Below are 23,460 nucleotides of genomic sequence, written 5' to 3' on the forward strand. Positions count from 1 at the left end.
AAAAAGAATGTTTCCTTTATAAATAGCTTATTTTTGAAGGTACATTTTTACGAATAACACAATTCCCATAACCTAAATTAAATTATGAAAAAAGTATTGAGTGTCATTGTTCTGCTACTAGTTTGTGCAGTGACGTATGCCGGAGGTTACCGAGTGAGTCTACAAGGACAACGAGGTTTAGCAATGGGTCACACAGGTGTGGCTTATGTAAATAGTGCTGAGATAGCATTTTTTAACCCAGGTGGCCTTGTGCACCTAGAAAGTAAACTAAGTGTATCTGTAGGTGGATTTGGTGTTTTTTCTGATGTAAAGTATCAGAATACTGAGTTTGGAACATCTTCACAAACAGATAGTCCTACAGGAACGCCACTTTATCTATATGCAGCTTACAAGCTTAGTGAAAAGTCTTCTGTAGCGCTAGCAGTATATACTCCTTATGGTAGTACAGTAGAGTATCCAACAGATTGGTCTGGATCTCACTTAGTAAACAGTATTGAGTTGTCTGCTATTTTTATACAGCCTATATTTTCAACAAAGCTTACTGAAAACGTGAGTTTTGGAGGAGGACCTATACTAGCTATAGGTGGTGTTAACTTTAATCGTAATCTTACAAGAAGCTTAGCAGATACAGACGGTAACCGCTCTAACGTAGAGGTAGATGCTTCTGGAGTAAAAGGATATGGTTTTTCTGTAGGAGGTTATGCTAAGTTTAGCGATAAGTGGTCTTTTGGTGTAAACTATAGATCTAGAATTGATATCGAGGTAGAGCAAGGAGAGGGTACAGCAACATTCTCAAATGTTCCTAACTCACCACTTGCGCCTACTACAAATGGAGATTTTGACTTTACAGCAACACTACCATTACCAGCAGAGTGGACTGTAGGTGTAACTTACAAGCCTACAGATAAGTGGGTTCTTAATGCAGATGTAAACTATGCAGAGTGGGATATATATAACTCTCTTGACCTTAATTTCCTAAATGCAGATGGATCTGTAGCTCTAGAGTCTATTAACCCAAGAAATTACCAAAACGCTTGGACATTACGTCTAGGAGCAGAGTATGCAGTAAGTGATAAGTTTGCTTTAAGAGGTGGTGCTTATTTTGATGAGTCTCCTGTACAAGAAGGATTCTTCTCACCAGAAACTCCACGTAATGATTCTTTTGGTTTTACAGGAGGATTCTCTTATAACGTAACACAAAAACTAGCTATAGATGCTTCTTTCCTATATCTAACATTTAGAGAGGTTGATGCTTCTTATGATGCATATACAGAAAGTGGTGTTGAGGCTCCATTTGCAGGAACGTATAGATCAAGTGCATTTGCACCAGGATTAGGATTAACCTACAAATTATAAAATTACAGCAATGAAAAAATATTTTAATTATATCGCACTTCCTGCGCTTGCACTTGGCCTTGTTGCTTGTGAGCCAGAATTTGAAAATGAAATTGAGGACGGAACAGTGTACACAAGTGGAGAAGCAAACTTTTCTTCATACGTAGCTGTAGGTAACTCGCTTACTGCAGGTTTTGCAGATGGAGCACTTTATATAACTGGTCAAGAAAATTCATACCCTAACATTATGGCGCAACAGTTTGCGCTTGCAGGTGGAGGAGAATTTACACAGCCACTTGTAAATGATAACTTAGGAGGACTTACTCTAGGTGGAACTCAAATTACCAATAACCGTTTTGTACTAGCTACAGATGAAAATGGTAATCCAGGTCCAGCTTTACTAACAGGAACGCCTACAACAGATATTACAAATGTTGTAACAGGACCTTTTAACAATGTAGGTGTGCCAGGAGCAAAGAGTTTTCACCTTGTAGCGCCAGGTTATGGTAATGTAGCTGGAGTACCTACGGGACAAGCAAACCCATATTTTGCAAGATTTGCATCTGAGGCTAACGCGACAGTAATGGGAGACGCACTTGCAGCAAACCCATCATTTTTCTCACTATGGATAGGTAATAACGATATTTTATCTTTTGCTACTTCTGGTGGTGCTGGTGTAGACCAAACAGGTAATTTTGATCCTACTACGTACGGATCTAATGATATTACAGACCCTAACGTTTTTGCAAACGTTTATTCTCAAGAGGTAAGTCTTCTTGTAGCTTCTGGTGCGCAGGGAGCACTTGTAAATATTCCAGATGTAACATCTATACCTTTCTTTACAACGGTGCCTTCACAAGCAATACCACTAGATGCAACTACGGCTGCTACACTTAATGCTGCATTTGCAGCATATAACACTCAAGTGTTACCAGGTCTAGCATCTTTTGGAATCATCACTGCAGATGAGGCTGCTGCTCGTCAAATTACATTTGCCGAAGGAGCAAACTTTATCACAATACAAGATGAAGACCTTACAGATATCTCTGCAATAGTACAAGGACCTCCTTTTAACTTGGACCCTATTACTGCGGGATTATTATCTCAATTACGCCAGACTACAAATGATGACTTAGTGCCACTTACTACAGCGGGAGTACTTGGAACTACAGATCAAGATTTCTTAAATCTATTAGTTTCTTTAGGAATCCCTGCAGAGCAGGCTGCACTACAGGCTATAAATGGTGTGTCACGTCCTTTACAAGACCAGTTTGTACTTACGTCACAAGAGCAAGAGCTTATCACGACAGCACAAACACAGTACAATGCTACTATACAGGCACTAGCACAATCTAATGACCTTGCTTTTGTAGATGCTCGTACAGCACTTCAAGTAGTTGCAAATGGTGGAGTTTCATTTAACGGTGGAGTTCTTACATCAGATTTTGTAACTGGAGGGGCTTTCTCTCTAGATGGTGTACACCCTACACCTAGAGGTTATGCATTTACTGCAAACGCTATTATAGATGCTATTAATGAGCAGTATGGTTCTACCATACCAGGAGTAGATATAGGATCTTACGGTACAGTAACACTTAGTAATGATGTAAACTAAGTTTTACAACACGTACTATATAGTAAAAGCGCCTTTTTATAAAAGGCGCTTTTTTTATGTGTAAATTTATGCTTTCGCGAAAGCGTATTTAACCCTTAAAACAACCATTATGAATACTATTATTAAAATATTACTTACGGCGGTTGCTGTAGTAGTGCTCTCAAAGTTTTTGCCAGGAGTAGCCGTAGATGGTTTTGTGACGGCTATCATTGTTGCCGTAGTACTTGCGTTACTTAAATTTATAGTGAGGCCTATACTTGTGATACTTACCTTGCCAGTTACTATTGTGACATTTGGACTGTTTTTATTTATCATAAATGCCATTATCATATTAATAGCAGATTATTTTGTGGGAGGTTTTTCTGTAAGTGGCGTTTGGATAGCACTCCTCTTTAGTATTTTGCTCAGTATTTTTCAGAGTATATTATTCTCGCTACTTAAAGATGATAAGTAAGAGGACGTTAAGCACTTATTAAAAGATTGTTGGAGTTGTAAAAATATCGTATTTTTGCGCCCTCAAAATTACATTATAATGAATATTACAAAAGAGCAAATAGACGACCTAAACGCAGTAGTGAAGGTAGAAATCGTTAAGGATGACTATAACGAGAAGGTAGAGTCTATACTTAAGAACTATCGTAAAACAGCAAATATTCCTGGTTTTAGAAAAGGTCACGTACCTATGGGAATGGTGAAGAAGCAATACGGGATGGCTGTGCGTGTAGATGAGGTAAATAAAATACTTCAAGAAGCTCTAGGTAAGTTCTTACAAGAGGAGAAGCTTGACGTATTAGGTAATCCGCTTCCAAAAAATCAAGAAGATTTTAACTGGGATGCAGAAGATTATAACTTTGAGTTTGAGCTAGGAATGGCACCTAAGTTTGATGTAAACCTTAAGCCTAAAAAAGCAATCACTAGCTATAAGATTAAGGTAGATGATAAAATGGTAGATAGTCAAGTAACTACTATTAGAAAACAATACGGGAAGTTAATCTCTCAAACTGAGGTTGCAAAAGACAGTGAAGTAACTGGAACATTTGCAAGTGAAAAAGCTGGTATAGATAACCAAGCTACTTTTGAGATAGAGCAACTTAAAGGGAAGAAAAATGTAGAGGCATTTGTAGGAGCAAAACCTGGAGATGTAATTACGGTTAAGACTAAAAGTCTTTTCTCAGAGCCTGGAACATACCAAGCAGCATTAAAAATCTCTGAAGACGAAGCAAAAGACCTGAATGCAGAAGTTGCTTTTACAGTAACAGAAACAAACAAGCGTGAGCAAGCAGATCTTGATCAAGAGCTTTTTGATAAGTTATTTGGAAAGGACGTTGTAAAATCTGCGACAGAGCTTAAAGATAAAATAAAAGAAGATGGTGAGCGCCAGTTTACACAACAGAGCGACCAGCAACTTATGAATGACGTTACAGAGCGTCTTATTGATGAAACTAAGTTTGACCTACCTTCAGACTTCTTAGCTAGATGGATTCAGTCTACGGGAGAAAATCCTATGACAGAAGAAGAAGCAAAAGAAGAGTTTACACGCTCTGAAAAAGGTTTAAGATGGCAGCTTATAGAAGGTAAAGTCGTTACTGAAAACGAACTTCAAGTAACATTTGACGAGCTTAAAGATTATTCTAAAGATATGATCAAAGCGCAAATGATGCAGTACGGGCAAATGAACCCAGAAGAAAAAGAGCTTGATGATATCGCAGCACGCATACTTGGTAATCAAGAAGAAGTAAAGCGTCTTTCTGAGCAGCTTATGAATGTAAAAATGCTTACATTCTTTAAAGAAAATGTAAAACTTAAGGAGAAGGAAGTAACCTTTGACGAATTTGTTAAGGAAGTATACAATTAGAATACCTCCTAGATAATAAGTATCTTTAAAGCGTTTTACTAGACTAGGTAAAACGCTTTTTTATTAAAGAAAATATTGCTAGAATAGATATGGATTACGGAAAAGAATTTAAACAATTTGCAATTAAAGATCAGGGTGTAAGCTCTAACTATTACGATAAAATCATAACGAGTATGCTTCCTCAGGGACTTACTCCTAACATTATAGAAGAGCGCCAGATGAATATCGCGATCTTTGACGTGTTCTCACGTTTAATGATGGATCGCATCATTTTCTTGGGTACTGGAATAAATGACCAGGTAGCAAACATTGTACAGGCACAACTACTGTTTTTAGAAAGTACAGATGCAAACAAGGACATTCAGATTTACATAAACTCACCAGGAGGAAGCGTGTATGCTGGCTTAGGTATTTATGATACAATGCAGTTTATAAAGCCAGATGTAGCTACTATCTGTACAGGTATGGCAGCCTCTATGGGAGCCGTGTTGTTATGTGCTGGAGAAAAAGGAAAACGTAGTGGTCTACCACATAGCCGTGTGATGATACACCAGCCTATGGGTGGAGCTCAAGGTCAAGCAAGTGATATAGAGATTACTGCAAAGGAAATCCTTACGCTCAAGAAGGAGCTGTACGATATCATTGCAAAGCACTCAGGTCAAGACTACGATAAAGTATATAACGATAGTGATCGTGATTACTGGATGAAGGCAGATAAAGCCCTTGAGTACGGTATGATAGACGAAATTTTGAAGAGAGACTAAAAAGGTTTACGCTTTCGCGAAAGCGTAATTCAAGTCAAAATAGTAAATAGAATGGCAAAGGAAGATTTAGAATGTTCATTTTGTGGCAGAAAAAAACCAGAGACTAACCTGCTTATTGCGGGGCTAGATGCACACATATGTGATAGATGTATCGAGCAGGCTCACGGTATTGTTATAGAAGAGTCTAAGGATGTAGCTACAAATGATCTTGAAGGAGAACTCAAGTTAAAGAAACCACAAGAGATAAAGTCGTTTCTAGATGAGTATGTAATAGGTCAAGAGTTTACAAAGAGAGTAATGTCTGTAGCGGTTTATAATCACTACAAGAGATTGTTACAACCAGCTACAGATGATGATATAGAAATCCAGAAAAGTAACATCGTGATGGTGGGACAAACTGGTACTGGTAAGACGCTTATAGCAAAAACAGTTGCACGTATGCTTAACGTACCACTTGCTATTGTAGATGCAACGGTTCTTACAGAGGCTGGTTATGTAGGTGAAGATGTTGAGAGTATCTTAACTCGCTTATTACAAGCAGCAGACTATAACCTAGAGAAAGCTCAACGCGGTATTGTATTTATAGATGAGATAGATAAAATTGCTCGTAAGAGTGATAACCCATCTATTACTCGTGATGTAAGTGGTGAAGGTGTGCAGCAAGCGTTATTGAAGTTACTAGAAGGGACGGTTGTAAACGTACCGCCTAAGGGAGGACGTAAGCACCCAGACCAGAAGTTTATAGAGGTAAATACTGAGCATATCTTATTTATAGCTGGTGGAGCTTTTGACGGTATAGAGCGTCACATCTCAAAGCGTCTTAATATGCAGGCTATGGGATTTGTAGCAAGTAAAAGTGATGAGGCTCTAGAAAAGGATAATATGCTCAAGTATATTATACCTAAAGATCTAAAAGACTTTGGTCTTATACCAGAAATTATAGGTAGACTCCCTGTATTAACTCATATGAACCCTCTTGATGCGGGAACGCTTAGAGCAATCCTTACAGAGCCTAAAAATGCGATTATAAAGCAATATAAGAAGCTTTTTGCGATGGATGATATAGAGTTTAGCATTACAGATGATGCGCTAGATTATCTTGTTGATAAGGCTATAGAATATAAACTAGGAGCTAGAGGGCTACGTAGCTTATGTGAAGCTATCTTAACAGATGCAATGTTTGATTTGCCTAGCTCAGATGAGAAGTCACTTAATGTGACTAAAACATATGCAGAGGGTAAACTTAATAAGTCTACGCTTAAGAAGCTTAAAGCCGCTTCATAGTTGTAAAAGACATAATAGATTGTATTAAAAGAAGCATCCGGACAAGGATGCTTCTTTTTTGTTTTAAGCGTACCAAATAAGCATAAAAAAACAGCTATCGGTCCCCCAACTGATAGCTGTTTTACAATCATTACATCACGTAGTGATTGCTATTTTAATTATGTACTAGAGAGTTACTCATTTGAAATAACTACAAACTCGATGCGTCTGTTAAGTTCATTTTCTTGAGGAGTACAAGATGTACAGTTTATGAGTAATTGTTCTTCTCCAAAACCTTGAGACTGTAACCTATCTTTTGAAATTCCTTTGCTTAGTAGATAATTCATCGCCGAGGCAGCTCTTCGCATAGACAGTCTCTTGTTGTAGCCTGCGCTACCTTGTGCGTCTGTATGGGCATTAATAGCAATTTTAATAGATGGATTTGCCTTAAGGGTAGCAACCACAGTATTAAGAGTGATTGTTGAAACTTCTTTAATTCTATCACTATCAAGGTCAAACAGAATATTATCTATTTTTAGTATCGTTTTTTCTGCTGTTTTTACAATAGGGGCTGGTGTGGCTCCAAGTATGAGATTTTTGACAAATATTTTATCCTCTTGAGCCGCTGTATTAAATGTCTCTCGAGTAGTTTCAAATCCATCTTTGTAAGCAATAACCGTATAGTTTACAAACCCCTCTACAGGAAAGTTGTAACTACCATCTATATTAGAACGTACACTTGCTACTTCTTCACCATAATCATCAAGTAGGGCAACAGTAGCGTTTGCCAGTGCAATCTCTGTCTCTGCGTCTACCACTTTTCCTGCAACGCTAAGTGCTAGTATAGATTCTTCTATTTTATAAATATCATAACCTCCATTACCCCCATCTCTATTTGAGGTCATATAACCTATGTTCTCATTTGCCTGTATAAATGCAACTTCATCCTTTGGAGAGTTAATGGTGCTTCCTAAGTTTCTTGTAGAAACAAAACCAAGCTTAGATTTTCTTGACCTAAATATATCATAACCACCTTGGCTATCGTGTCCTTTTGAAGAGAAGTAAAGGTACTTGCCATCAAGAGACGTTTGCGGAAACTTCTCATCAAGAACCGTGTTTACACTACCCTCTATCCTCTCTGCTTTTCCTATAAGTTCATTGTCTTTTACTGCAATTCTAAAAATGTCAAAACCTCCTATAGCTTCTGGTTTATTTGATGAGAAGTAAAGCCACTCACCACTTCTGCTCAAATGAGGATTTTCAACAGAGTAGTCTCCATTTATAGATAGTGCTGTGATGTTTATCCACTCGCCTTCACGCTCTGGATTCATCTCTGCACGATAGAGTTCAAAGCTCTGTGTGTGATCTTCTTTGCTTTGTGTAAAATATAAGGTATTGCCGTCTTGAGAAAAGGCAAGGGTGCCTAAGTTGTCATTCCGATTTAAAATAGACGAGAATAATAAGGGTCTTTTTAAGTCATAATCATAGGTGATGTCTGAGCAATATAACTTAGTATACGGTTCTTTTGATATGGGATCTTTTTTTGCAAGGCCACCTATTTTACGAGCAGAAAAAGAAATAAATTTCTCTCTAAAGAAGCCTATGCCGTAGTCAGAATATTTTGAGTTTATACCTGTATTAAAGGTTTTAAACTTGAAGCCATTATCTCCATAAAATGGCTTCTCTTTGGGAGTGTAATTTTCCGTATTATTTGCAAGAGCAGTATAGGTTAATTGGTCTTGACCTAGTGCTGTAAATGTGCAAAGCAATAAAGCTGTAATTGTAAAATAAGATAGGGTTATTTTCATCTTCTTAATTATGATTCTGGGGAATCGCATTGCCCTAAATTAAGAGTGATCTAGTTAACAATAAAGTAAAAGCCTGACTTTTAGATAAGAAGATATGTTTTGCCGATGAGCGACTGTAAATTATCAATTAAGACACATCTAGCTAGATGTTTTATGCTTAATTGTTATTAAGTAGGGCTTCTATAAAGTCACGTTTATTTGACAGTCTAGGGACTTTATGTTGTCCTCCTAGTTTGTTGTTTTCTCGCAACCAGTCATAAAAGAGGTTTTCTCGTGCTGCGTGTATTTTTGGAGCATTAAGCGTGGTGTTATTAAAACGCTTTGCCTGGTAGTCGCTATTTACCTCTTGTAGTGCAAGGTCAAGGCGTGCGTTGAAGGCGCTCATATCTCTTGGAGGCTTTTTAAATTCTATAACCCACTCGTGTGCACCTTTTTCTTTGCCGTCCATAAATATAGGGGCAGCTGTATAATCTTTTATTTCACAGCCAGTTTCTAGGGTAGCTTTTTTGAGGGCTTGCTCTGCATTTTCAATTATAAGCTCTTCACCAAAAACGTTAATGTGATGTTTTGTTCTACCAGTTACTTTAATTTTATATGGACTGGTAGAAGTAAAGCGCACCGTATCACCTATTTTATATCTCCACAATCCAGCATTTGTAGTGATAACAATTGCATAGTTTACACCAGCTTCTACCTCACTTAGAGGGATGATTTTTTGATCTAAAGTTCCGTAGGTGTTCATAGGGATAAACTCATAAAATATCCCGTAATCTAGCATAAGAAGCAACTCTTTTGAGTCATTCTGCCCTTGTATGGCAAAAAATCCTTCAGAGGCATTATAAATCTCATAATACTTAAAGGAGTCTGATGGTATAATTTTCTGGTATTGATTAAGATAAGGGTCAAAATTTACCCCTCCGTGAAAGTAAACTTCTAAGTTAGGCCAGATGTCTAGTATACTGTCTTTTCCCGTAGTTTCTAGAACATTATTGAGTAGCACAAGCATCCACGATGGGACACCTGCAAGGCTGGTTACATCTTGCTGTATGGTCTCATCTACTATAGCTTGCATTTTTACCTCCCAGTCACTTAACAGGGAAATGTCGTGATTAGGAGTACTGCTGAATTCTGCCCAGAAAGGCATATTGTCTATAAGTATTGCAGAAAGGTCACCATATACAGTGCCATTGTCTTGATATAGTTGCTTGCTGCCTCCTAGACGTAAACCTTTACCAGAAAATAAATGCGAACCTTCATTATTATTGAGATACATACACAGTAAATCTTTACTTGCTGCATAATGACAATCTTCTAGCGACTCTGGACTTACGGGTATATACTTACTTCGTGCATTTGTAGTGCCGCTACTCTGTGCAAACCATTTTATAGGGGTAGGCCATAAGATGTTAGACTCTCCTTTACGACTTCTTTCTATGTAAGCTTGATTCTCCTCATAAGAGGTGATGGGGATAGTCTGGGCAAAGTCATTGTAACTACGTATGGATCTAAAATCATACTTTTTACCTATCTCGGTATCCTTTGCTTTATCGATAAGTTTTGCACGCAATTCCTCTTGTACCTCGGCTGGGTATTTCATAAAAAGCTCCATCTGGTGAATGCGCTTTTTTAAGAACCAAGAAGCAATAGAATGCACTAAAGGGATCGGCATAAAGTTGGTATATTTACACGTGTGTGATGGGTTGTTTTTTTGCTTTCGCGAAAGCTAATTTACCCTTTTTTATACAATGCAGTAATCAAAATACTTATAAATGCAATACCAAGGTGTCCTCAAGAAAATGCAAACGGAGCATACAGATCCTATAAATTATTACCTCGTGATGGAAGGTGATTTTATACAGGTGAATCAGTTGCTTAATAAGAGACTGCATATCGAGTTTGTAAAATATGAGTGCCTTGCCTGTGGGGAGAATAAGAAGATTTTTAGACAAGGATATTGCTATGATGATTTTTATAAAGTACCCCAAGCTGCAGAGTGGATTATGAAACCAGAACTGTCTAAAGCCCACTTAGGTGAAGAGGATAGAGATCTCGCTTATGAGCAAAGTGTCCAACTACAACCGCACATTGTTTATCTAGCAAATTCTAGTAATGTAAAAGTAGGAGTAACTCGTAAAACTCAAGTGCCTACAAGATGGATAGATCAAGGTGCTCACGAGGCTATAGAAATTGTAGAAGTACCTAATCGCTACCTTGCAGGTATTACAGAGCTTGCGTTAAAGGAACACGTTTCTGACAAAACAAACTGGCGTAAAATGCTCAAAAATGACATAGAAGATGTAGATCTTAAGGAGCATCGAGAAATATTAAAACAATATATACCAGAAGAAGCAAAGCAATATTTTATCCCTACTAATGAGGAAACGCACGTTCACTTTCCTGTAGAGCGTTATCCAGAAAAACTTAAGACACTTAACTTAGATAAAACACCTGCATACGAGGGAACTCTTAAGGGAATAAAGGGGCAATACCTCATTTTTGAAGACGACACTGTTTTTAATGTACGTAGCTGGGAAGGTTATGTGGTGCGACTAGAGATCCTTAACTAACTACTAGTTTTACGAGCTGTATCACCGAGAGTACAATAAGTGTAATCCCTATATAACGATTAAGAGAATTAGGGCTAGAGGTAGACCTTTGTTTGATATGAGAGCCAAACTTGCTGTACATCAAGAGTGTGGCTATTTTACCTAAGAACACGCCTGCAAGTAATAAAATGGTCCATACATAAGAATGGGATCCGGCGGTGAGCATCCATTTACTTAGTAGTGAAAACACAACTACCCAATAGATTAAAACGGGAGGATTTATAAAGCTCAAAATAAACCCTACAAAGTATTGAGATTGTTTTCTTGCTTTTGGATTTTTTTGAGAATGCTTCTTTACTATAAAATAGACGCCCACAAGAGTAAGTAAAAATGCAACGAGATATTGCACCCAGTAATTCATAGAGATAAACTCTTGCACAACCATCCCAAAGCTTAAAGCAGTAAGCGCAAGTAATGCCTCACCTAGGCCAGCGCCATAACTCAATTTTGCAGCATCTTGATAAGACCCTTTTACTCGTGCCTTAATCACTGCAAGGTTTGATGCTCCTGGTGGCAGTGCACCTATAACTGTGGCTGTAAAGCCTATGATGAAAGCAAGAATAATCATAAAGCATTAGTAGTTGTCTTACAGTAAAACTTACGCTATCTGCGCTTATTTATGCAGTAATAAGCTTTATGGACTGAAACACCGCAGCACTTATAAGTACAATACCTATCACTATATTCATCTTATTTTCAAGATTAGAAAACTTCTTTGAAAAAAAATCACTCAGTCTTGCATATGCATAAAGCATCACAACTTTTCCTATTAGAACTCCCGAAAGAAAAGAGAGTATAACACTCCAAGGAGAGTTTTTGCCTATAAACACATAGCTCGAAATAGAAGACAGGACGGCTACCCAAAAAATAAACATAGGGATGTTTAAAAAGCCAAGTAAGAAACCAGTGCCAAAGTTTTGATGCGCTTCATCTTCTGAAGTTTGTGAGCTGGATTTTTTTAGAATAAGTAAGATACCAGCTAAGAGCATTAAAACTACAAAAGCAATCTGTATCCATAAATAATCTTGATAGAGCTTTTTTACCAAAAAACCAAAACTTATGGCAAACCCTGCTACAATAGTTTCTCCTAGGGCTGCTCCATAAGCAACAAACATTGCTTTAAAAATACTACCGCCTGTGGCTTTTTTAAGCACTAGTAAATTAGTCGCACTAGGTATAATAGTAGCTATTAAGGCAATCCCAAAACCAAGAAGTAATAAAAGTAAAATCAATTAAAGTGCTTTATAAGGATGTAAAATTAAATTATACATACCTAGTACTCATTAAGTTTATCATATCATTAGCATTTTAAGTAATATCTAGCCTATTGCGTTGCAGTGTATTTGCGTTGTATACAATGTCTTTGTCCTTTTTAAAAGCCTATCTTTGCAGACCTAAAAATTTTACAATGAGTACCATAGTAGCTATCGTGGGGCGCCCTAATGTAGGGAAATCCACTTTTTTTAATCGGTTAGTGCAACGTCGTGAGGCAATTGTTGATGCCGTGAGTGGTGTGACTAGAGATCGCCACTACGGAAAAACAGATTGGAATGGACGTGAGTTTACAGTCATAGATACTGGTGGATATGTTGTGGGAAGTGACGACATTTTTGAAGCAGAGATAGACAAGCAAGTAGAGCTTGCCATAGATGAGGCAGATGCTATCATCTTTATGGTAGATGTAGAGCACGGTATCACTGGGATGGATGAAGAGGTTGCAAACTTACTACGTAGATCTAAGAAGCCTATTTTTCTTGCTGTAAATAAAGTAGATAATAATAAGCGCGCAGCAGATGCTGTAGAGTTTTATAATCTTGGTCTTGGTGATTTTTATACCATTGCTGCTACAAATGGTAGTGGTACAGGAGATCTTCTGGATGCTGTAGTTGAGGCATTACCAGAAAAAGAAGAAGAAAACGAAGAAGATGAGCTACCACGCTTTGCCGTAGTAGGTCGTCCTAATGCAGGTAAATCTTCTTTTATAAATGCATTAATAGGTGAGGAGCGTTATATCGTAACAGATATTGCAGGAACCACTCGTGATGCGATGGATACAAAGTATAATCGCTACGGTTTTGAATTTAACCTTGTAGACACGGCAGGTATACGTCGTAAGGCTAAGGTAAAAGAAGATCTTGAGTTTTACTCTGTGATGAGATCTGTACGTGCTATTGAGCACGCAGATGTTGTACTACTTGTAGTAGATGCAACAAGAGGCTTTGACGGCCAGGTGCAAAATATATTCTGGCTTGCAGAACGCAACAGAAAAGGAATAGTAATCTTAGTAAACAAGTGGGACCTTGTAGAAAAGAAGACTAACACAATGAAAGAATTTGAAAAGCACATAAGACAGCAAATAGAGCCATTTACAGATGTGCCTATTGTATTTATCTCTGTGCTTGAGAAACAGCGTATTTTTAAAGCTATTGAGACTGCCGTAAAAGTTTACGAGAGTAAAACAAAACGTATCAAGACCAGTGAGCTTAATGAGTTTTTCTTACCGCTAGTAGAGGCATTCCCTCCACCGGCTATTAAGGGTAAGTATGTAAAAATCAAGTACTGTATGCAGTTACCTACACCACAACCACAGTTTGCGTTGTTCTGTAACCTGCCGCAATACCTTAAAGAAGGCTACAGAAGATTTTTAGAAAATAAACTGCGAGCAGCTTACGACTTTTCTGGAGTCCCTATTTCTATTTACTTTAGAAAGAAGTAAAACCACTTTTATATATAAAAAAAGCGACCTCTATAGGTCGCTTTTTTTGTTTTTAGATACCTAATTTAGGTCCAGTTGTAGGTTTTTTACGCTTTAGCGAAAGCGTGTATAGAAAGAATCACTCAGAAGATCTTTTTTAAAGAGCATCTCAAATTGTTAAAATTATATTAAAATCAATGTCCTCCTAAAACTTCTCACTAAAAGGTTAGTTATTTACGTACTCATCAATCAATCAGTATAATGAAATTACGTCATTTAGTAATCTTAATTGGACTTCTTTTAGTTTCAGCTTTCGCGAAAGCGCAAAACTTCTCAGTTACAGGTACACTTACAGACAAGGAATCAAAAGAGCCACTTGAGGCTGCTACCGTTTTTCTTGAAACCGTAAAAGATAGTACGCTCATCACGTACACCATCACAAATCAAAATGGAGCTTTTACCTTAGAAGGAAGAGCTCAAGAAAAGGATGCTCGGGTTAATATATCTTTTTTAGGGTATGAAAATTATAGCAAGCAAATAGACCTTAGTGCGGGTGATATTTCTTTAGGTGTTATAGAAGTGGGACTTGCGACTAACACACTGGGAGAGGTTGTGGTAAAAAGTAGGGCCCCTATTACCGTAAAAAAAGATACTTTAGAGTTTAACGTATCTTCTTTTAAAACTAAAAAGGATGCAAATATTGAGGACCTTCTCAAGGAGCTGCCAGGTGTTGAGGTAGATGAAGATGGTAAAATCTTAGTAAATGGTAAGGAAGTTAACCAGATACTTGTAAATGGGAAACCCTTTTTTGGCGATGACCCTACAGTAGCTACACGTAACCTTACTAAGGAGATGGTAGAAAAGATACAAGTGGTAGATACGAAAACAGATGATGAAGCCTTTGCTGGTGAAGATGGCGACCAAGAGAATAAAACCATAAATCTGACCATTTCTGAAGAGAAGAACAAGGGCGTTTTTGGCCGTGTAGCTGCTGGTGCAGGTACAGATGAGCGCTTTGAGTATGCCGGTATTGTAAATGCTTTTGATAATGACAGGCGCATAAGTGTACTTGCTGGAGGTAATAATATAAACGAGGCTGGTTTTAGCTTTGGGGAGATACGCAAGATGTTTGGCGGTGGGAGAAGTGTTTACTTTAACGGTAATGGAAGTTTTGGTATAGACGGGCGCAGTTTTGGTGGTGGCCAGGGTATTACAAACAGTCGCAGCATCGGGACAAATTATACAGATGAGTATGCAAAAGGTTTTGATGCGAGTATGGATTACTTCTACTCCGCAGCAAACTCTTTTGACGAGACACGTATCGAGCGTGAGAACATCTTGCCAGATCGTCGTTTTTTTACAAATAGTAACTCAAGAAGTGACTCAAACTCTGATAATCATAGTGCAAATGCAACTATAAATATTAAGAAGGATTCTACTATTCTCATAAACATACGCCCTAAGTTTTCTTATGCAAAGAGTGAGACGCGCTATACTCGTGATGAAGAGTCTCTTGATGAAAATGGGGATCTTATAAACCAGTCTGATAATGCAAACTTTATAAAAGATCAAGGGAAGAACTTTGAAAACACATTGAGTATTACAAAAAAGTGGGGTGACAAAGGAGCCTACGTGCGTGCTCGTCTTCAGAACGAAATAAACAGACAAGAGAGTGAAGATTTTATAGTCTCTAATACTGCCATACTAGGGGATGCTCCAGAGCTTATAGAGCGCAACCAGTTTACAGATGGTGAGACTAAGCTGGATGGATACAATCTTAACTTTACATACCGCATACCACTTATTGCAAAAAAGTTATTTCTAGATGCAGATTTTGGGCATCGTGATGATAGCCGAAAGCGATCAAGAACCACTTTTGATTTTGATGAAAATACCCAGCAGTACAGCACACTTAATGAGGCGTTAAGCACGGACTTTGAGGGGCGCAATATGCGCACAACACCTAAGCTGGGGCTTAATTATAACACAGAAAAGTTTAATATAAACTTTGGAGCAGGTTATGTCTTTAGAACACTAGAAAATACAGATAACCTGCGTCCAGAACTTAACGTAAAGGAAAATTTTGAAGCGCTAGAACTAGACTCTTACATCAACTATCGTTTTAGTCCAAAGGCATCTTTATATGCCAGTGTGAGTAAGAGTAATAGTCCGCCAGATGTGCAACAGCTCAATCCTTTTGTAGATGTGTCAGACCCACTTAATATCACTGTGGGTAATCCAGATTTATCACCTTCTAATGTCTATAACTTTTATGGAGGGTTTAATAATTTTGACTTCCAGAAAGGTGGTGGTTGGTACTTAAATGGTAATGGTAGTGTTACAAATGATGCCGTGGTAAATAAAACTACGATAGATGAAAACCTTGTGCGTACCACTACATATGAGAATGTAGATGGTAATTATAACGTAGGCGCCGGTGGTGGTTATAATAAAACGCTCAAGATAGATTCACTAAGAACCATAAAATATGGTGGAGGTATTTACGGGAACTTTGGCCGTAATGTAAACTTCAATAATGATGTGAAGTATGCAAGTAAAACAAGATCACTTACCCCAAGAGTAAATGTGACTTTTACTTGGAAAGACCTCTTTGAGGTGCGCCCTAGTTATAACATCTCATTTTCAAAAACTGAGTTTGGTCTAGATGCATTTGATGATCAAGAGTTTATCTCGCACACAGTGCGTTTGAGTACGGCTCTTTTTGTGCCAAAAAACTGGGAATGGCGTAATGAGATAAACTATAACTATAACCCTAATATTGCAAGTGACTTTCAGCAAAGTGCTTTGTTCTGGAACTCGACACTAGCATACTCTTTTGCCAAAGAAAGAGCAACAGCTACACTTAAGGTGTATGACGTGCTTGATCAAAATACAAACGCCCGTCGTACGGCAAATGCAAACTTTATACAAGACGTACAGAGTACCGTATTGCAACAATATTTTATGCTTAGTTTGAGCTGGAAGTTTAATACGCTAGGTAAAAAAGGCGAGACAGATAATGGTGGGATAATGTTCTTTTAGACGCTTTCGCGAAAGCGTAAAACTATTTGTAATTTAAAAACCTTATTTTCGACTAGCTATTAGTTAAAACGAGGTATGCGAGCATTAGTCATTTCAGGAGGAGGAAGTAAAGGCGCTTTTGGCGGCGGTGTTGCTCAGTACCTTATGCAAGAAATGGGCAAAGAGTATGATATGCTTGTAGGCACCTCTACAGGAAGTCTTTTAGTGCCTCATCTTGCACTTCAAAATATCGAAAAGATAAAAGAGGTATACACCTCTGTAAATCAAAATGCTATTTTTAATGTATGTCCTTTTGTAATAAAGAAAGATAAATTTGGCGAGCAATCTATTGCTATAGATCACTGGAGCGTACTGCGCAATTTTTTAAAAGGCTCTAAAACCTTTGGAGAAAGTAAGAAGCTACGCAAGCTTATAGAAAAAACCTTTACACGTGAAAATTATGAACAGCTACAAGCTAGTGGTAAAGAAGTACTAGTCACAGTTTCTAATCTCTCACTTCATAAAACGGAATATAAATCCAGTAAGGAAGAGACCTACGAAGATTTTTGTGACTGGGTATGGATGTCGTGTAATTATATCCCTTTTATGAGCCTAGCGTCAAAAAATGGATGCGAGTATGCAGATGGGGGTTTTGGCGCACTAGTACCCATCAAGGAGGCTGTAGAACGCGGCGCAACAGAGATAGATGTAATCATATTAGAAACAGAAGTGACTTATTATAATAATCTCCCTTCTACTAACGTGTTCTCCCTGTTGAGCAATCTACACGGCTTTATGATGGACCGTATAGAAAAGCAAAATATCACCATAGGTAAATATGCAGCTAACCAAAAAGAGGCGATAATTAACTTCTATTATACACCTACAGTGCTCACCACAAACTCACTTATTTTTAATAAAGAAAAAATGAAAATCTGGTGGAAGAGTGGTTTTGATTATGCCAAGTACAAAAACGAAGAGCTCAACGAGATTAAGGTAGATGATGAGGGCTAGTATCCCGCTTTCGCGAAAGCGGAAATATTTTTGAGAGTTTATACGTTGCTAATTAAGTTGGAACAGCTTATATTGTAGTCTTTTACCCACAAATCAATCAAACTTTGAAGCATATTTTACGTTTACTATTCGTTCTTTTTTTTACAACACTCTATTCTCAAAATCCTAGTATAAAACAAATCCCATCGTGGGTAAATAAAGTTGACTACAAGGAGAATATTGAAAATGAAGAAGCAGAAAGTGGCTACTACTATCTTCTATATGATAAGCAGCTTAATGCTCTAAATAAAACTAGATATAGTAACTCTGTAGTTAAAATTATAAATGGAGAGGGCATAACTCATATGTCTAATCTAACGTTTGAATTTGACCCATCTTATGAGAAGCTCATTTTTCATAAAATCGATATCGTACGTGATGGGGAGCGTATCTCTCAACTTAATCTCAATAAGATTGAGACTATACAAAGAGAGTCTAATCTAGAAAAGAATCTATATGACGGGAGACTTACAAGTCTTGTAAATCTTACAGATGTGCGAGAGGGCGATGTGATAGACTATGCATACTCTATAGCTGGAGAGAATCCTATTTATGAAGGAGGATATAGTAGCAGTCTTTATTTTCAATATGCAGCCCCTGTAGGTAAACTACACTTTACGGTGACTGTGCCTAATAATGACTCTTTTAAGTTTAAATACTTCAATAATGCCCCTAAGCCAGCAGAAAGTATTTCAGGTAATAGCAAAGTTTACGAATGGACGCTAGAAGATGTTGCACCTAAGTTTTATGATACTAACGAGCCTATATGGTATGATGATTATGGTTTTGTGCAATTTGTAAATTATGAATCGTGGGAGAGTATTGTAAATCAGTATAAAGAGATCTACACATTAAGTGCCGCAGATAAAAAACGATTAAAACGACTGTCAGATCAAAATATAAAAAGTGAGACCAAAGATCTTGCTCCTTCTAAGGAGGAGATTGCACATACTCTTATAGATTTTGTACAAGATGATGTGAGGTATTTTGGTTTCGAAAATGGGATGAATTCTCATAAACCAGAGTCACCACTTAAGGTGCTTGAGCAAAGATTTGGAGATTGTAAAGGAAAGTCATTTTTGCTAAGTGAGTTACTGCAAGCAAATGGCATTGAGGCATACCCTATGCTGGTAAACAGTACCGCAGGAAAGAGTATAGGTGATAAACTCCCAACGCCTAATCTCTTTGACCATTGCGTTGTTACCTATAATCTAGACGGTGAAGATTATTATATCGATCCCACAATCTCAAATCAGGGTACAGGAGCAAAGGGTAAATTTTTTCCAAATTATGAGAAGGGGCTCGTTTTAAAACCTGGAGAAAAAGGGCTGACTCAAATTGATTTTAAGCCAACAGGAGGGGTTGCTATAAGTGAGATATATGATGTAGATGAGATTAATGGGTCTGGAGCATTAACCGTTGTAACTACATATAAAGGGAGTGATGCAGATAGATTACGTGCAGATTTTGACCAGCGTAGTAATGCTTCAATACAAAAAGACTATTTGCGATTTTACAGTACATTATATCCTAATATAAAAAAGGGAGATGACCTTGAGGTAGAGGATTTAAGAAAAACTCGTAATGAGTTTATAGTGAGAGAGTCTTACGTTATAGATTCTATCTGGGCAAAGTCACCAGACAATGAGCAGCTTATATATATTGAGACCTATCCGTTGTTATTAGAGAGTTATGTAAACCCTACTACATCACCAGAGCGCACGGCGCCATATGCTATAAACTATCCATTAGATATTGAGTTTAATATCACAGTCAACTTACCGGAGCCTTGGGAATTTGAAGACTATAAAAATACGGTCGAAAGCTCATATTTTAAGTATGAACAGCAAGCAAGCCATTTTGGAAACAAACTACTAGTAACTCATAATTACTCTAGAAAGAAAGATTTTGTTGAGGCTGGTGACGTGCGTAAGTACATATCTGATCATAGTAAGATTCAAGATGATCTTTCTTATTTTATTACTTATGACCTAGAAGCAGCCTCTGCAATGGAAACCTCAGGATTAAGTTATATCGCTATTTTCCTACTAGTAATTAGCTTGATGTTGTTTGGGTATGGAGCTTATAGACTTTATTACGAATATGATGTTCCCGCTCAGGTTAAGGATACACAAGGAAAAAATATAGGCGGCTGGCTCATACTTATTGCAATAGGTCTTGTTTTTACTCCTATCGTTATTTTAGTGCAAATACTTTCTGAAGACGGTTATTTTGATGCCTATACTTGGTCTGCTCTATGGAATTCTGAAGGCTTAACAGGAAAGCCAATGATTATACTCATCGCCATAGAGATGATTATTAATGTAGCGCTTATCGTATATAGTTTTGTGGTAATTATATTGTTCTTTAAGAGAAGGACAATTGTTCCTAGGTTAATGATTATTCTATATGCTGGCACACTTGCTTTCTTAATTTTAGATAGTGTTGCAGCAAATGCACTTGCTTCAGATATGTTTACTCCAGAAGAAAATCAAGAGTCACTTAAAGAAATTATTAAGGCTATTTTTAGGTGTGCTGTTTGGATTCCGTACTTTATTATGTCAGAACGAGTAAAGGAAACCTTTGTGAAAAGAGCTCCTGGATATGTAGCCCCACCAGAGACAGTAGAGCAATCTAGTGTTCAAGTTATAGAGAGTGCAGAAACTCCTAAGGAATATAATAGTCTCGAAAATAGGTTAGAAAATGAGCGTGATAAAAACGGTTAATTAATTAACCGTATCCTTCACTGTTTCTTTTGTTGTTTTCTTTTTCCCAAAGAGACCACCTAATATTCCCGTGGCAACATCTTTAATGGCGTCTTCGGCTTTTGGGGTTGTGGTGGTGTTTTGAGGAGTCTGTGTGTCAGTCGTTGTGCTATCTGTCGCAGTGGTGTTTGGTGTTGTTTTGTTTCCACCTAATAGACCTCCTAATACATCAGTAAGTTTATCTTCTACTTTGTCTTTTGCGCGTTGCTTCTGGATCTCTATAATCTGGTTAGTAAGCGCTGTGGTAGCTGCTTTTAGATTAAGGTCTACTTTAGGCGCAGTAAAATTTCCCGAAAGGGAAACAGGAACGTCTATATGGATGTTCTCTTTTTCGGCATCTGTGAGTTTTGAGAGTAAGCCGCTCACGTCTCCGCCTAGATATTTTGCAGGGAGATCAAGGTTGAGGGTGTAGTTCATCTCATTTGTAAAGCTATGTCCACCGCTTACCTTTACATTAATTCCTTTTACGTTAAAATCAAAAGGCTTTACAGCCACCTGACCATCATTAAATGTAAGGCTCGTTTTGAGCTTGTCTAGTTTGAGGTCGTCAAGATTTATAAAATCAAGTTTTTGTGATAGGAGATTAAGAAGCGGCATTTTATCTGCATCTACATCTGCGGTCAAAATCTCTGCAAAGGCATCTCCAGAAATGGTACTAAGGATAGGGCTGAAGTTGTCATCCAGCTGTCCCTGCAATTGTATTTTGGTATTGAGCGCGCCTTGTAGTGCCTTTGCAATAGGAGCAAGTCCTTGCAGCATCTCTAGTTCCTTAAATGAGCGGTCTATGTCTATACTGCTCAAGTCTACAGTCATATTAAAAGTAGGAGCACCATCGCGTGTGGTGACAGATCCAGAGAGTCCTGCCGCACCGCCAAAGATGCCAGAGTTAAGGTTGCTTAATGATGCCTGCTCATTTGCAATGGTCACGCTACCTTTTGTATTACTAAGTTCTAGCCCATCATAAATTACCTTTGCGGCATTAAAGTTTACAGAGGCATCTAGAAAATCTGGAATTTGTACAGCGGTATCACTCTCGCCTGTACTGGCTGGTGAAGTGCCTGTTGTAGTTGCTGTGCTGGTTGCAAAATCATCCAGATTAAACACCTTTGAAGTCACGTCAAAACGTCCTTTTAAATCTTCCTTAGACATCACAAAAGGGATGAGGTTTTCTATAGATCCCGTTGCATTTATGTCTGAAGTCCCACTTGTTGCGGCAAATGAGTTAAGTGCAATATTACCGGTTTTAAAACTCACATCTGCATTTTGTATAGCAATGGGATTAGGCAGTTCTGGAGTGCTATAAGTGAAGTCACTAAGTGTAGCATTACCAGAGCTTTTTATATTTTGATACTGTTGCTTCTCGACAGCGTTCATATCAAAACTCGTCACCACATCTGCAACCAGTCTACCTTGAAGCGGCTGGTCTAGGTTAAGAGGATACACCTTGTCAATGTTACCTAAGTCTAGCGCACCATCTAGGTCAAGATTAACAAGCATATTACCCATCAAGTTTTTAAGTGTTCCCTTTGCCGTAAAGGTGTCCTGGTCAATCTTAAAACGTAAGTCGTTTATCTCGATATAAGTAAGTTCTGTAATGCCAGTATCATTTTTAATCTTTACATCTATATTGATGTTATTCATTCTTTTAGGGAGATCAGGATACTTAAAAGAAGCATTATTAGACACAATCTCAATATCAAGATTTGGGATGTTAGTCTCCGTTGTTTTCCCTTTTATAATTCCGCTTACGCGAAAATCGCCACTCGTTTCCACCCCATCGAGATTTGCTCTATATTCCTTAGGGATTAGGGCTAGAAAGTTCTTAAAATCTGATGAAGGTGTTTTAAATGATAAGTCCATAAGATTGCCATCTTCTAGAAGCTCTATAAAACCATTAAACTCTAGTGGGAGTTCGTTTATTTTGGCTAGGTTTTCCTTAAAAGTATACTTCTGCTTTTCTAGCTCCATTTGGATTACAGCCTCGAGGTCTAGGTCGTGCCCGTCTAGGTAATGCGTGCCACCATAATCAAAAGATACTACAGCGTGGGTCTTCGTATCAAGTTCACTCTCAATAGCCGAAAAATCTCCAGAACCCGTGTGGTTTACCTCTGTAAGTTCTAAGTGAGTTTGTGTAGAGCGATCGTCATAAATTATTTTTGAGTCTACGAGGCTGTACTCTTGTAAATTAAAAACAAAAGGTTCTGAGCTCTCCTCAGTAGTAGTCTCTGTAGTCGGCGTCTCTTTTACAATATCATAATTTGCATTACCTAAGGAGTCTACTTGTACGTGTACGTTTGCTTCTAGAAGTGATAGTGCATCTATAGCAATAGGCTCATCTGCGGTGTTTTTAAAGAGCTGGGTAACGCCCATCTCAATGCGTATTTCTTTACCACTCGCAAGTGTGTCACCAGCAAATGGAGCGTTGTTTACTACCGTAAAATCATTTACAATAACCGTAGCATCAGGAAAGCTCCTAAAGAGGCTTAGATCCAGAGAAGACCATTCTACTTGAGCGTTGAGGTTATTGTTTATGGTTTCCTTGAGGAGGTCTTCTAGTTTTCCTCTAAACAAAAATGGAGAAGCAGCCAGCACGATAACAAGTACAAGAACTACAATGCCTATAATTTTAAATATCTTTTTCATTTGTTGTTTTCTAATGTTGTCTTTTACAATCTGCCTT

The 23,460-nt window shown here is 37.9% G+C and carries 16 protein-coding genes; 11 read left to right on the forward strand and 5 right to left on the reverse strand.

Annotated features, from left to right (window positions below):
* The first annotated feature begins 84 nt into the window (after positions 1–84).
* From ACJJVM_RS09530 to clpX, 6 genes are all read left to right on the forward strand, one after another.
* On the forward strand, positions 85–1,356 hold the full coding sequence (locus tag ACJJVM_RS09530; RefSeq protein WP_298348905.1) for an OmpP1/FadL family transporter: 1,272 nt from the start codon (positions 85–87) through the stop codon (positions 1,354–1,356).
* A 10-nt stretch (positions 1,357–1,366) separates the two neighbouring features.
* The gene (locus ACJJVM_RS09535) at positions 1,367–2,950 is read left to right on the forward strand and encodes an SGNH/GDSL hydrolase family protein (RefSeq protein WP_298348903.1); all 1,584 of its coding nucleotides are present in this window, start codon (positions 1,367–1,369) and stop codon (positions 2,948–2,950) included.
* Positions 2,951–3,059: 109 nt separating this feature from the next.
* Positions 3,060–3,404 (forward strand): phage holin family protein, encoded by a 345-nt coding sequence (locus tag ACJJVM_RS09540; protein WP_035325773.1) that lies wholly within the window; start codon positions 3,060–3,062, stop codon positions 3,402–3,404.
* A gap of 78 nt (positions 3,405–3,482) precedes the next feature.
* A complete protein-coding gene (tig, locus tag ACJJVM_RS09545) occupies positions 3,483–4,805 on the forward strand; it encodes a trigger factor (protein ID WP_405211531.1) in 1,323 nt (440 codons plus the stop codon).
* Positions 4,806–4,894: 89 nt separating this feature from the next.
* Positions 4,895–5,569, forward strand: a complete 675-nt coding sequence (gene clpP, locus ACJJVM_RS09550) for an ATP-dependent Clp endopeptidase proteolytic subunit ClpP (RefSeq protein ID WP_405211532.1) — start codon at positions 4,895–4,897, stop codon at positions 5,567–5,569.
* Positions 5,570–5,620: 51 nt separating this feature from the next.
* A complete protein-coding gene (gene clpX, locus ACJJVM_RS09555; protein ID WP_035325769.1) occupies positions 5,621–6,853 on the forward strand; it encodes an ATP-dependent Clp protease ATP-binding subunit ClpX in 1,233 nt (410 codons plus the stop codon).
* A 173-nt stretch (positions 6,854–7,026) separates the two neighbouring features.
* Here the strand turns inward: clpX and ACJJVM_RS09560 are convergent, their stop codons facing one another.
* Positions 7,027–8,640, reverse strand: coding sequence for an OmpA family protein (locus ACJJVM_RS09560; protein ID WP_405211533.1), 1,614 nt, complete (start codon positions 8,638–8,640; stop codon positions 7,027–7,029).
* Positions 8,641–8,797: 157 nt separating this feature from the next.
* Entirely contained in the window at positions 8,798–10,309 is a 1,512-nt protein-coding gene (locus ACJJVM_RS09565) for a GH3 auxin-responsive promoter family protein (protein WP_405211534.1), read from the reverse strand.
* A gap of 100 nt (positions 10,310–10,409) precedes the next feature.
* Between ACJJVM_RS09565 and ACJJVM_RS09570 the strand changes: the two genes are divergently transcribed.
* The gene (locus tag ACJJVM_RS09570) at positions 10,410–11,207 is read left to right on the forward strand and encodes a DUF2797 domain-containing protein (protein ID WP_299151414.1); all 798 of its coding nucleotides are present in this window, start codon (positions 10,410–10,412) and stop codon (positions 11,205–11,207) included.
* Here the strand turns inward: ACJJVM_RS09570 and ACJJVM_RS09575 are convergent.
* Complete coding sequence (locus ACJJVM_RS09575) at positions 11,200–11,814, reverse strand: LysE family translocator (protein ID WP_405211535.1); 615 nt, start codon at positions 11,812–11,814, stop codon at positions 11,200–11,202. The genes ACJJVM_RS09570 and ACJJVM_RS09575 overlap by 8 nt on opposite strands.
* A gap of 49 nt (positions 11,815–11,863) precedes the next feature.
* The gene (locus ACJJVM_RS09580) at positions 11,864–12,478 is read right to left on the reverse strand and encodes a LysE family transporter (RefSeq protein ID WP_298348877.1); all 615 of its coding nucleotides are present in this window, start codon (positions 12,476–12,478) and stop codon (positions 11,864–11,866) included.
* A gap of 176 nt (positions 12,479–12,654) precedes the next feature.
* On the opposite strand from ACJJVM_RS09580, the gene der reads away from it, so the two are divergent.
* The 4 genes from der (at position 12,655) to ACJJVM_RS09600 (ending at position 20,741) form a co-directional block, all read left to right on the forward strand.
* Positions 12,655–13,962: a ribosome biogenesis GTPase Der gene (gene der, locus ACJJVM_RS09585; RefSeq protein WP_298348874.1), complete on the forward strand. Its 1,308-nt coding sequence runs from the start codon at positions 12,655–12,657 to the stop codon at positions 13,960–13,962.
* A gap of 240 nt (positions 13,963–14,202) precedes the next feature.
* Complete coding sequence (locus ACJJVM_RS09590) at positions 14,203–16,983, forward strand: outer membrane beta-barrel protein (RefSeq protein WP_405211536.1); 2,781 nt, start codon at positions 14,203–14,205, stop codon at positions 16,981–16,983.
* Positions 16,984–17,058: 75 nt separating this feature from the next.
* On the forward strand, positions 17,059–17,976 hold the full coding sequence (locus ACJJVM_RS09595) for a patatin family protein (RefSeq protein ID WP_038597473.1): 918 nt from the start codon (positions 17,059–17,061) through the stop codon (positions 17,974–17,976).
* 104 nt (positions 17,977–18,080) lie between these two features.
* Positions 18,081–20,741 carry a DUF3857 domain-containing protein gene (locus ACJJVM_RS09600; RefSeq protein WP_405211537.1) on the forward strand — a complete coding sequence of 887 codons (2,661 nt, stop codon included), beginning with the start codon at positions 18,081–18,083 and terminating at the stop codon, positions 20,739–20,741.
* Here the strand turns inward: ACJJVM_RS09600 and ACJJVM_RS09605 are convergent, their stop codons facing one another.
* The gene (locus ACJJVM_RS09605; protein WP_298348861.1) at positions 20,742–23,423 is read right to left on the reverse strand and encodes an AsmA-like C-terminal region-containing protein; all 2,682 of its coding nucleotides are present in this window, start codon (positions 23,421–23,423) and stop codon (positions 20,742–20,744) included.
* Positions 23,424–23,460: the final 37 nt, after the last annotated feature.

The organism is Dokdonia sp. Asnod2-E02, from assembly GCF_045063915.1.
Classification (GTDB): domain Bacteria; phylum Bacteroidota; class Bacteroidia; order Flavobacteriales; family Flavobacteriaceae; genus Dokdonia.

Excerpts from the sequence above, each read along its gene's own strand:
- ACJJVM_RS09530 (WP_298348905.1), top strand. The coding sequence starts at position 85 with ATGAAAAAAGTATTGAGTGTCATTGTTCTGCTACTAGTTTGTGCAGTG.
- ACJJVM_RS09535 (WP_298348903.1), top strand. The coding sequence starts at position 1,367 with ATGAAAAAATATTTTAATTATATCGCACTTCCTGCGCTTGCACTTGGC.
- ACJJVM_RS09540 (WP_035325773.1), top strand. The coding sequence starts at position 3,060 with ATGAATACTATTATTAAAATATTACTTACGGCGGTTGCTGTAGTAGTG.
- tig (WP_405211531.1), top strand. The coding sequence starts at position 3,483 with ATGAATATTACAAAAGAGCAAATAGACGACCTAAACGCAGTAGTGAAG.
- clpP (WP_405211532.1), top strand. The coding sequence starts at position 4,895 with ATGGATTACGGAAAAGAATTTAAACAATTTGCAATTAAAGATCAGGGT.
- clpX (WP_035325769.1), top strand. The coding sequence starts at position 5,621 with ATGGCAAAGGAAGATTTAGAATGTTCATTTTGTGGCAGAAAAAAACCA.
- ACJJVM_RS09560 (WP_405211533.1), bottom strand. The coding sequence starts at position 8,640 with ATGAAAATAACCCTATCTTATTTTACAATTACAGCTTTATTGCTTTGC.
- ACJJVM_RS09565 (WP_405211534.1), bottom strand. The coding sequence starts at position 10,309 with ATGCCGATCCCTTTAGTGCATTCTATTGCTTCTTGGTTCTTAAAAAAG.
- ACJJVM_RS09570 (WP_299151414.1), top strand. The coding sequence starts at position 10,410 with ATGCAATACCAAGGTGTCCTCAAGAAAATGCAAACGGAGCATACAGAT.
- ACJJVM_RS09575 (WP_405211535.1), bottom strand. The coding sequence starts at position 11,814 with ATGATTATTCTTGCTTTCATCATAGGCTTTACAGCCACAGTTATAGGT.
- der (WP_298348874.1), top strand. The coding sequence starts at position 12,655 with ATGAGTACCATAGTAGCTATCGTGGGGCGCCCTAATGTAGGGAAATCC.
- ACJJVM_RS09590 (WP_405211536.1), top strand. The coding sequence starts at position 14,203 with ATGAAATTACGTCATTTAGTAATCTTAATTGGACTTCTTTTAGTTTCA.
- ACJJVM_RS09595 (WP_038597473.1), top strand. The coding sequence starts at position 17,059 with ATGCGAGCATTAGTCATTTCAGGAGGAGGAAGTAAAGGCGCTTTTGGC.
- ACJJVM_RS09605 (WP_298348861.1), bottom strand. The coding sequence starts at position 23,423 with ATGAAAAAGATATTTAAAATTATAGGCATTGTAGTTCTTGTACTTGTT.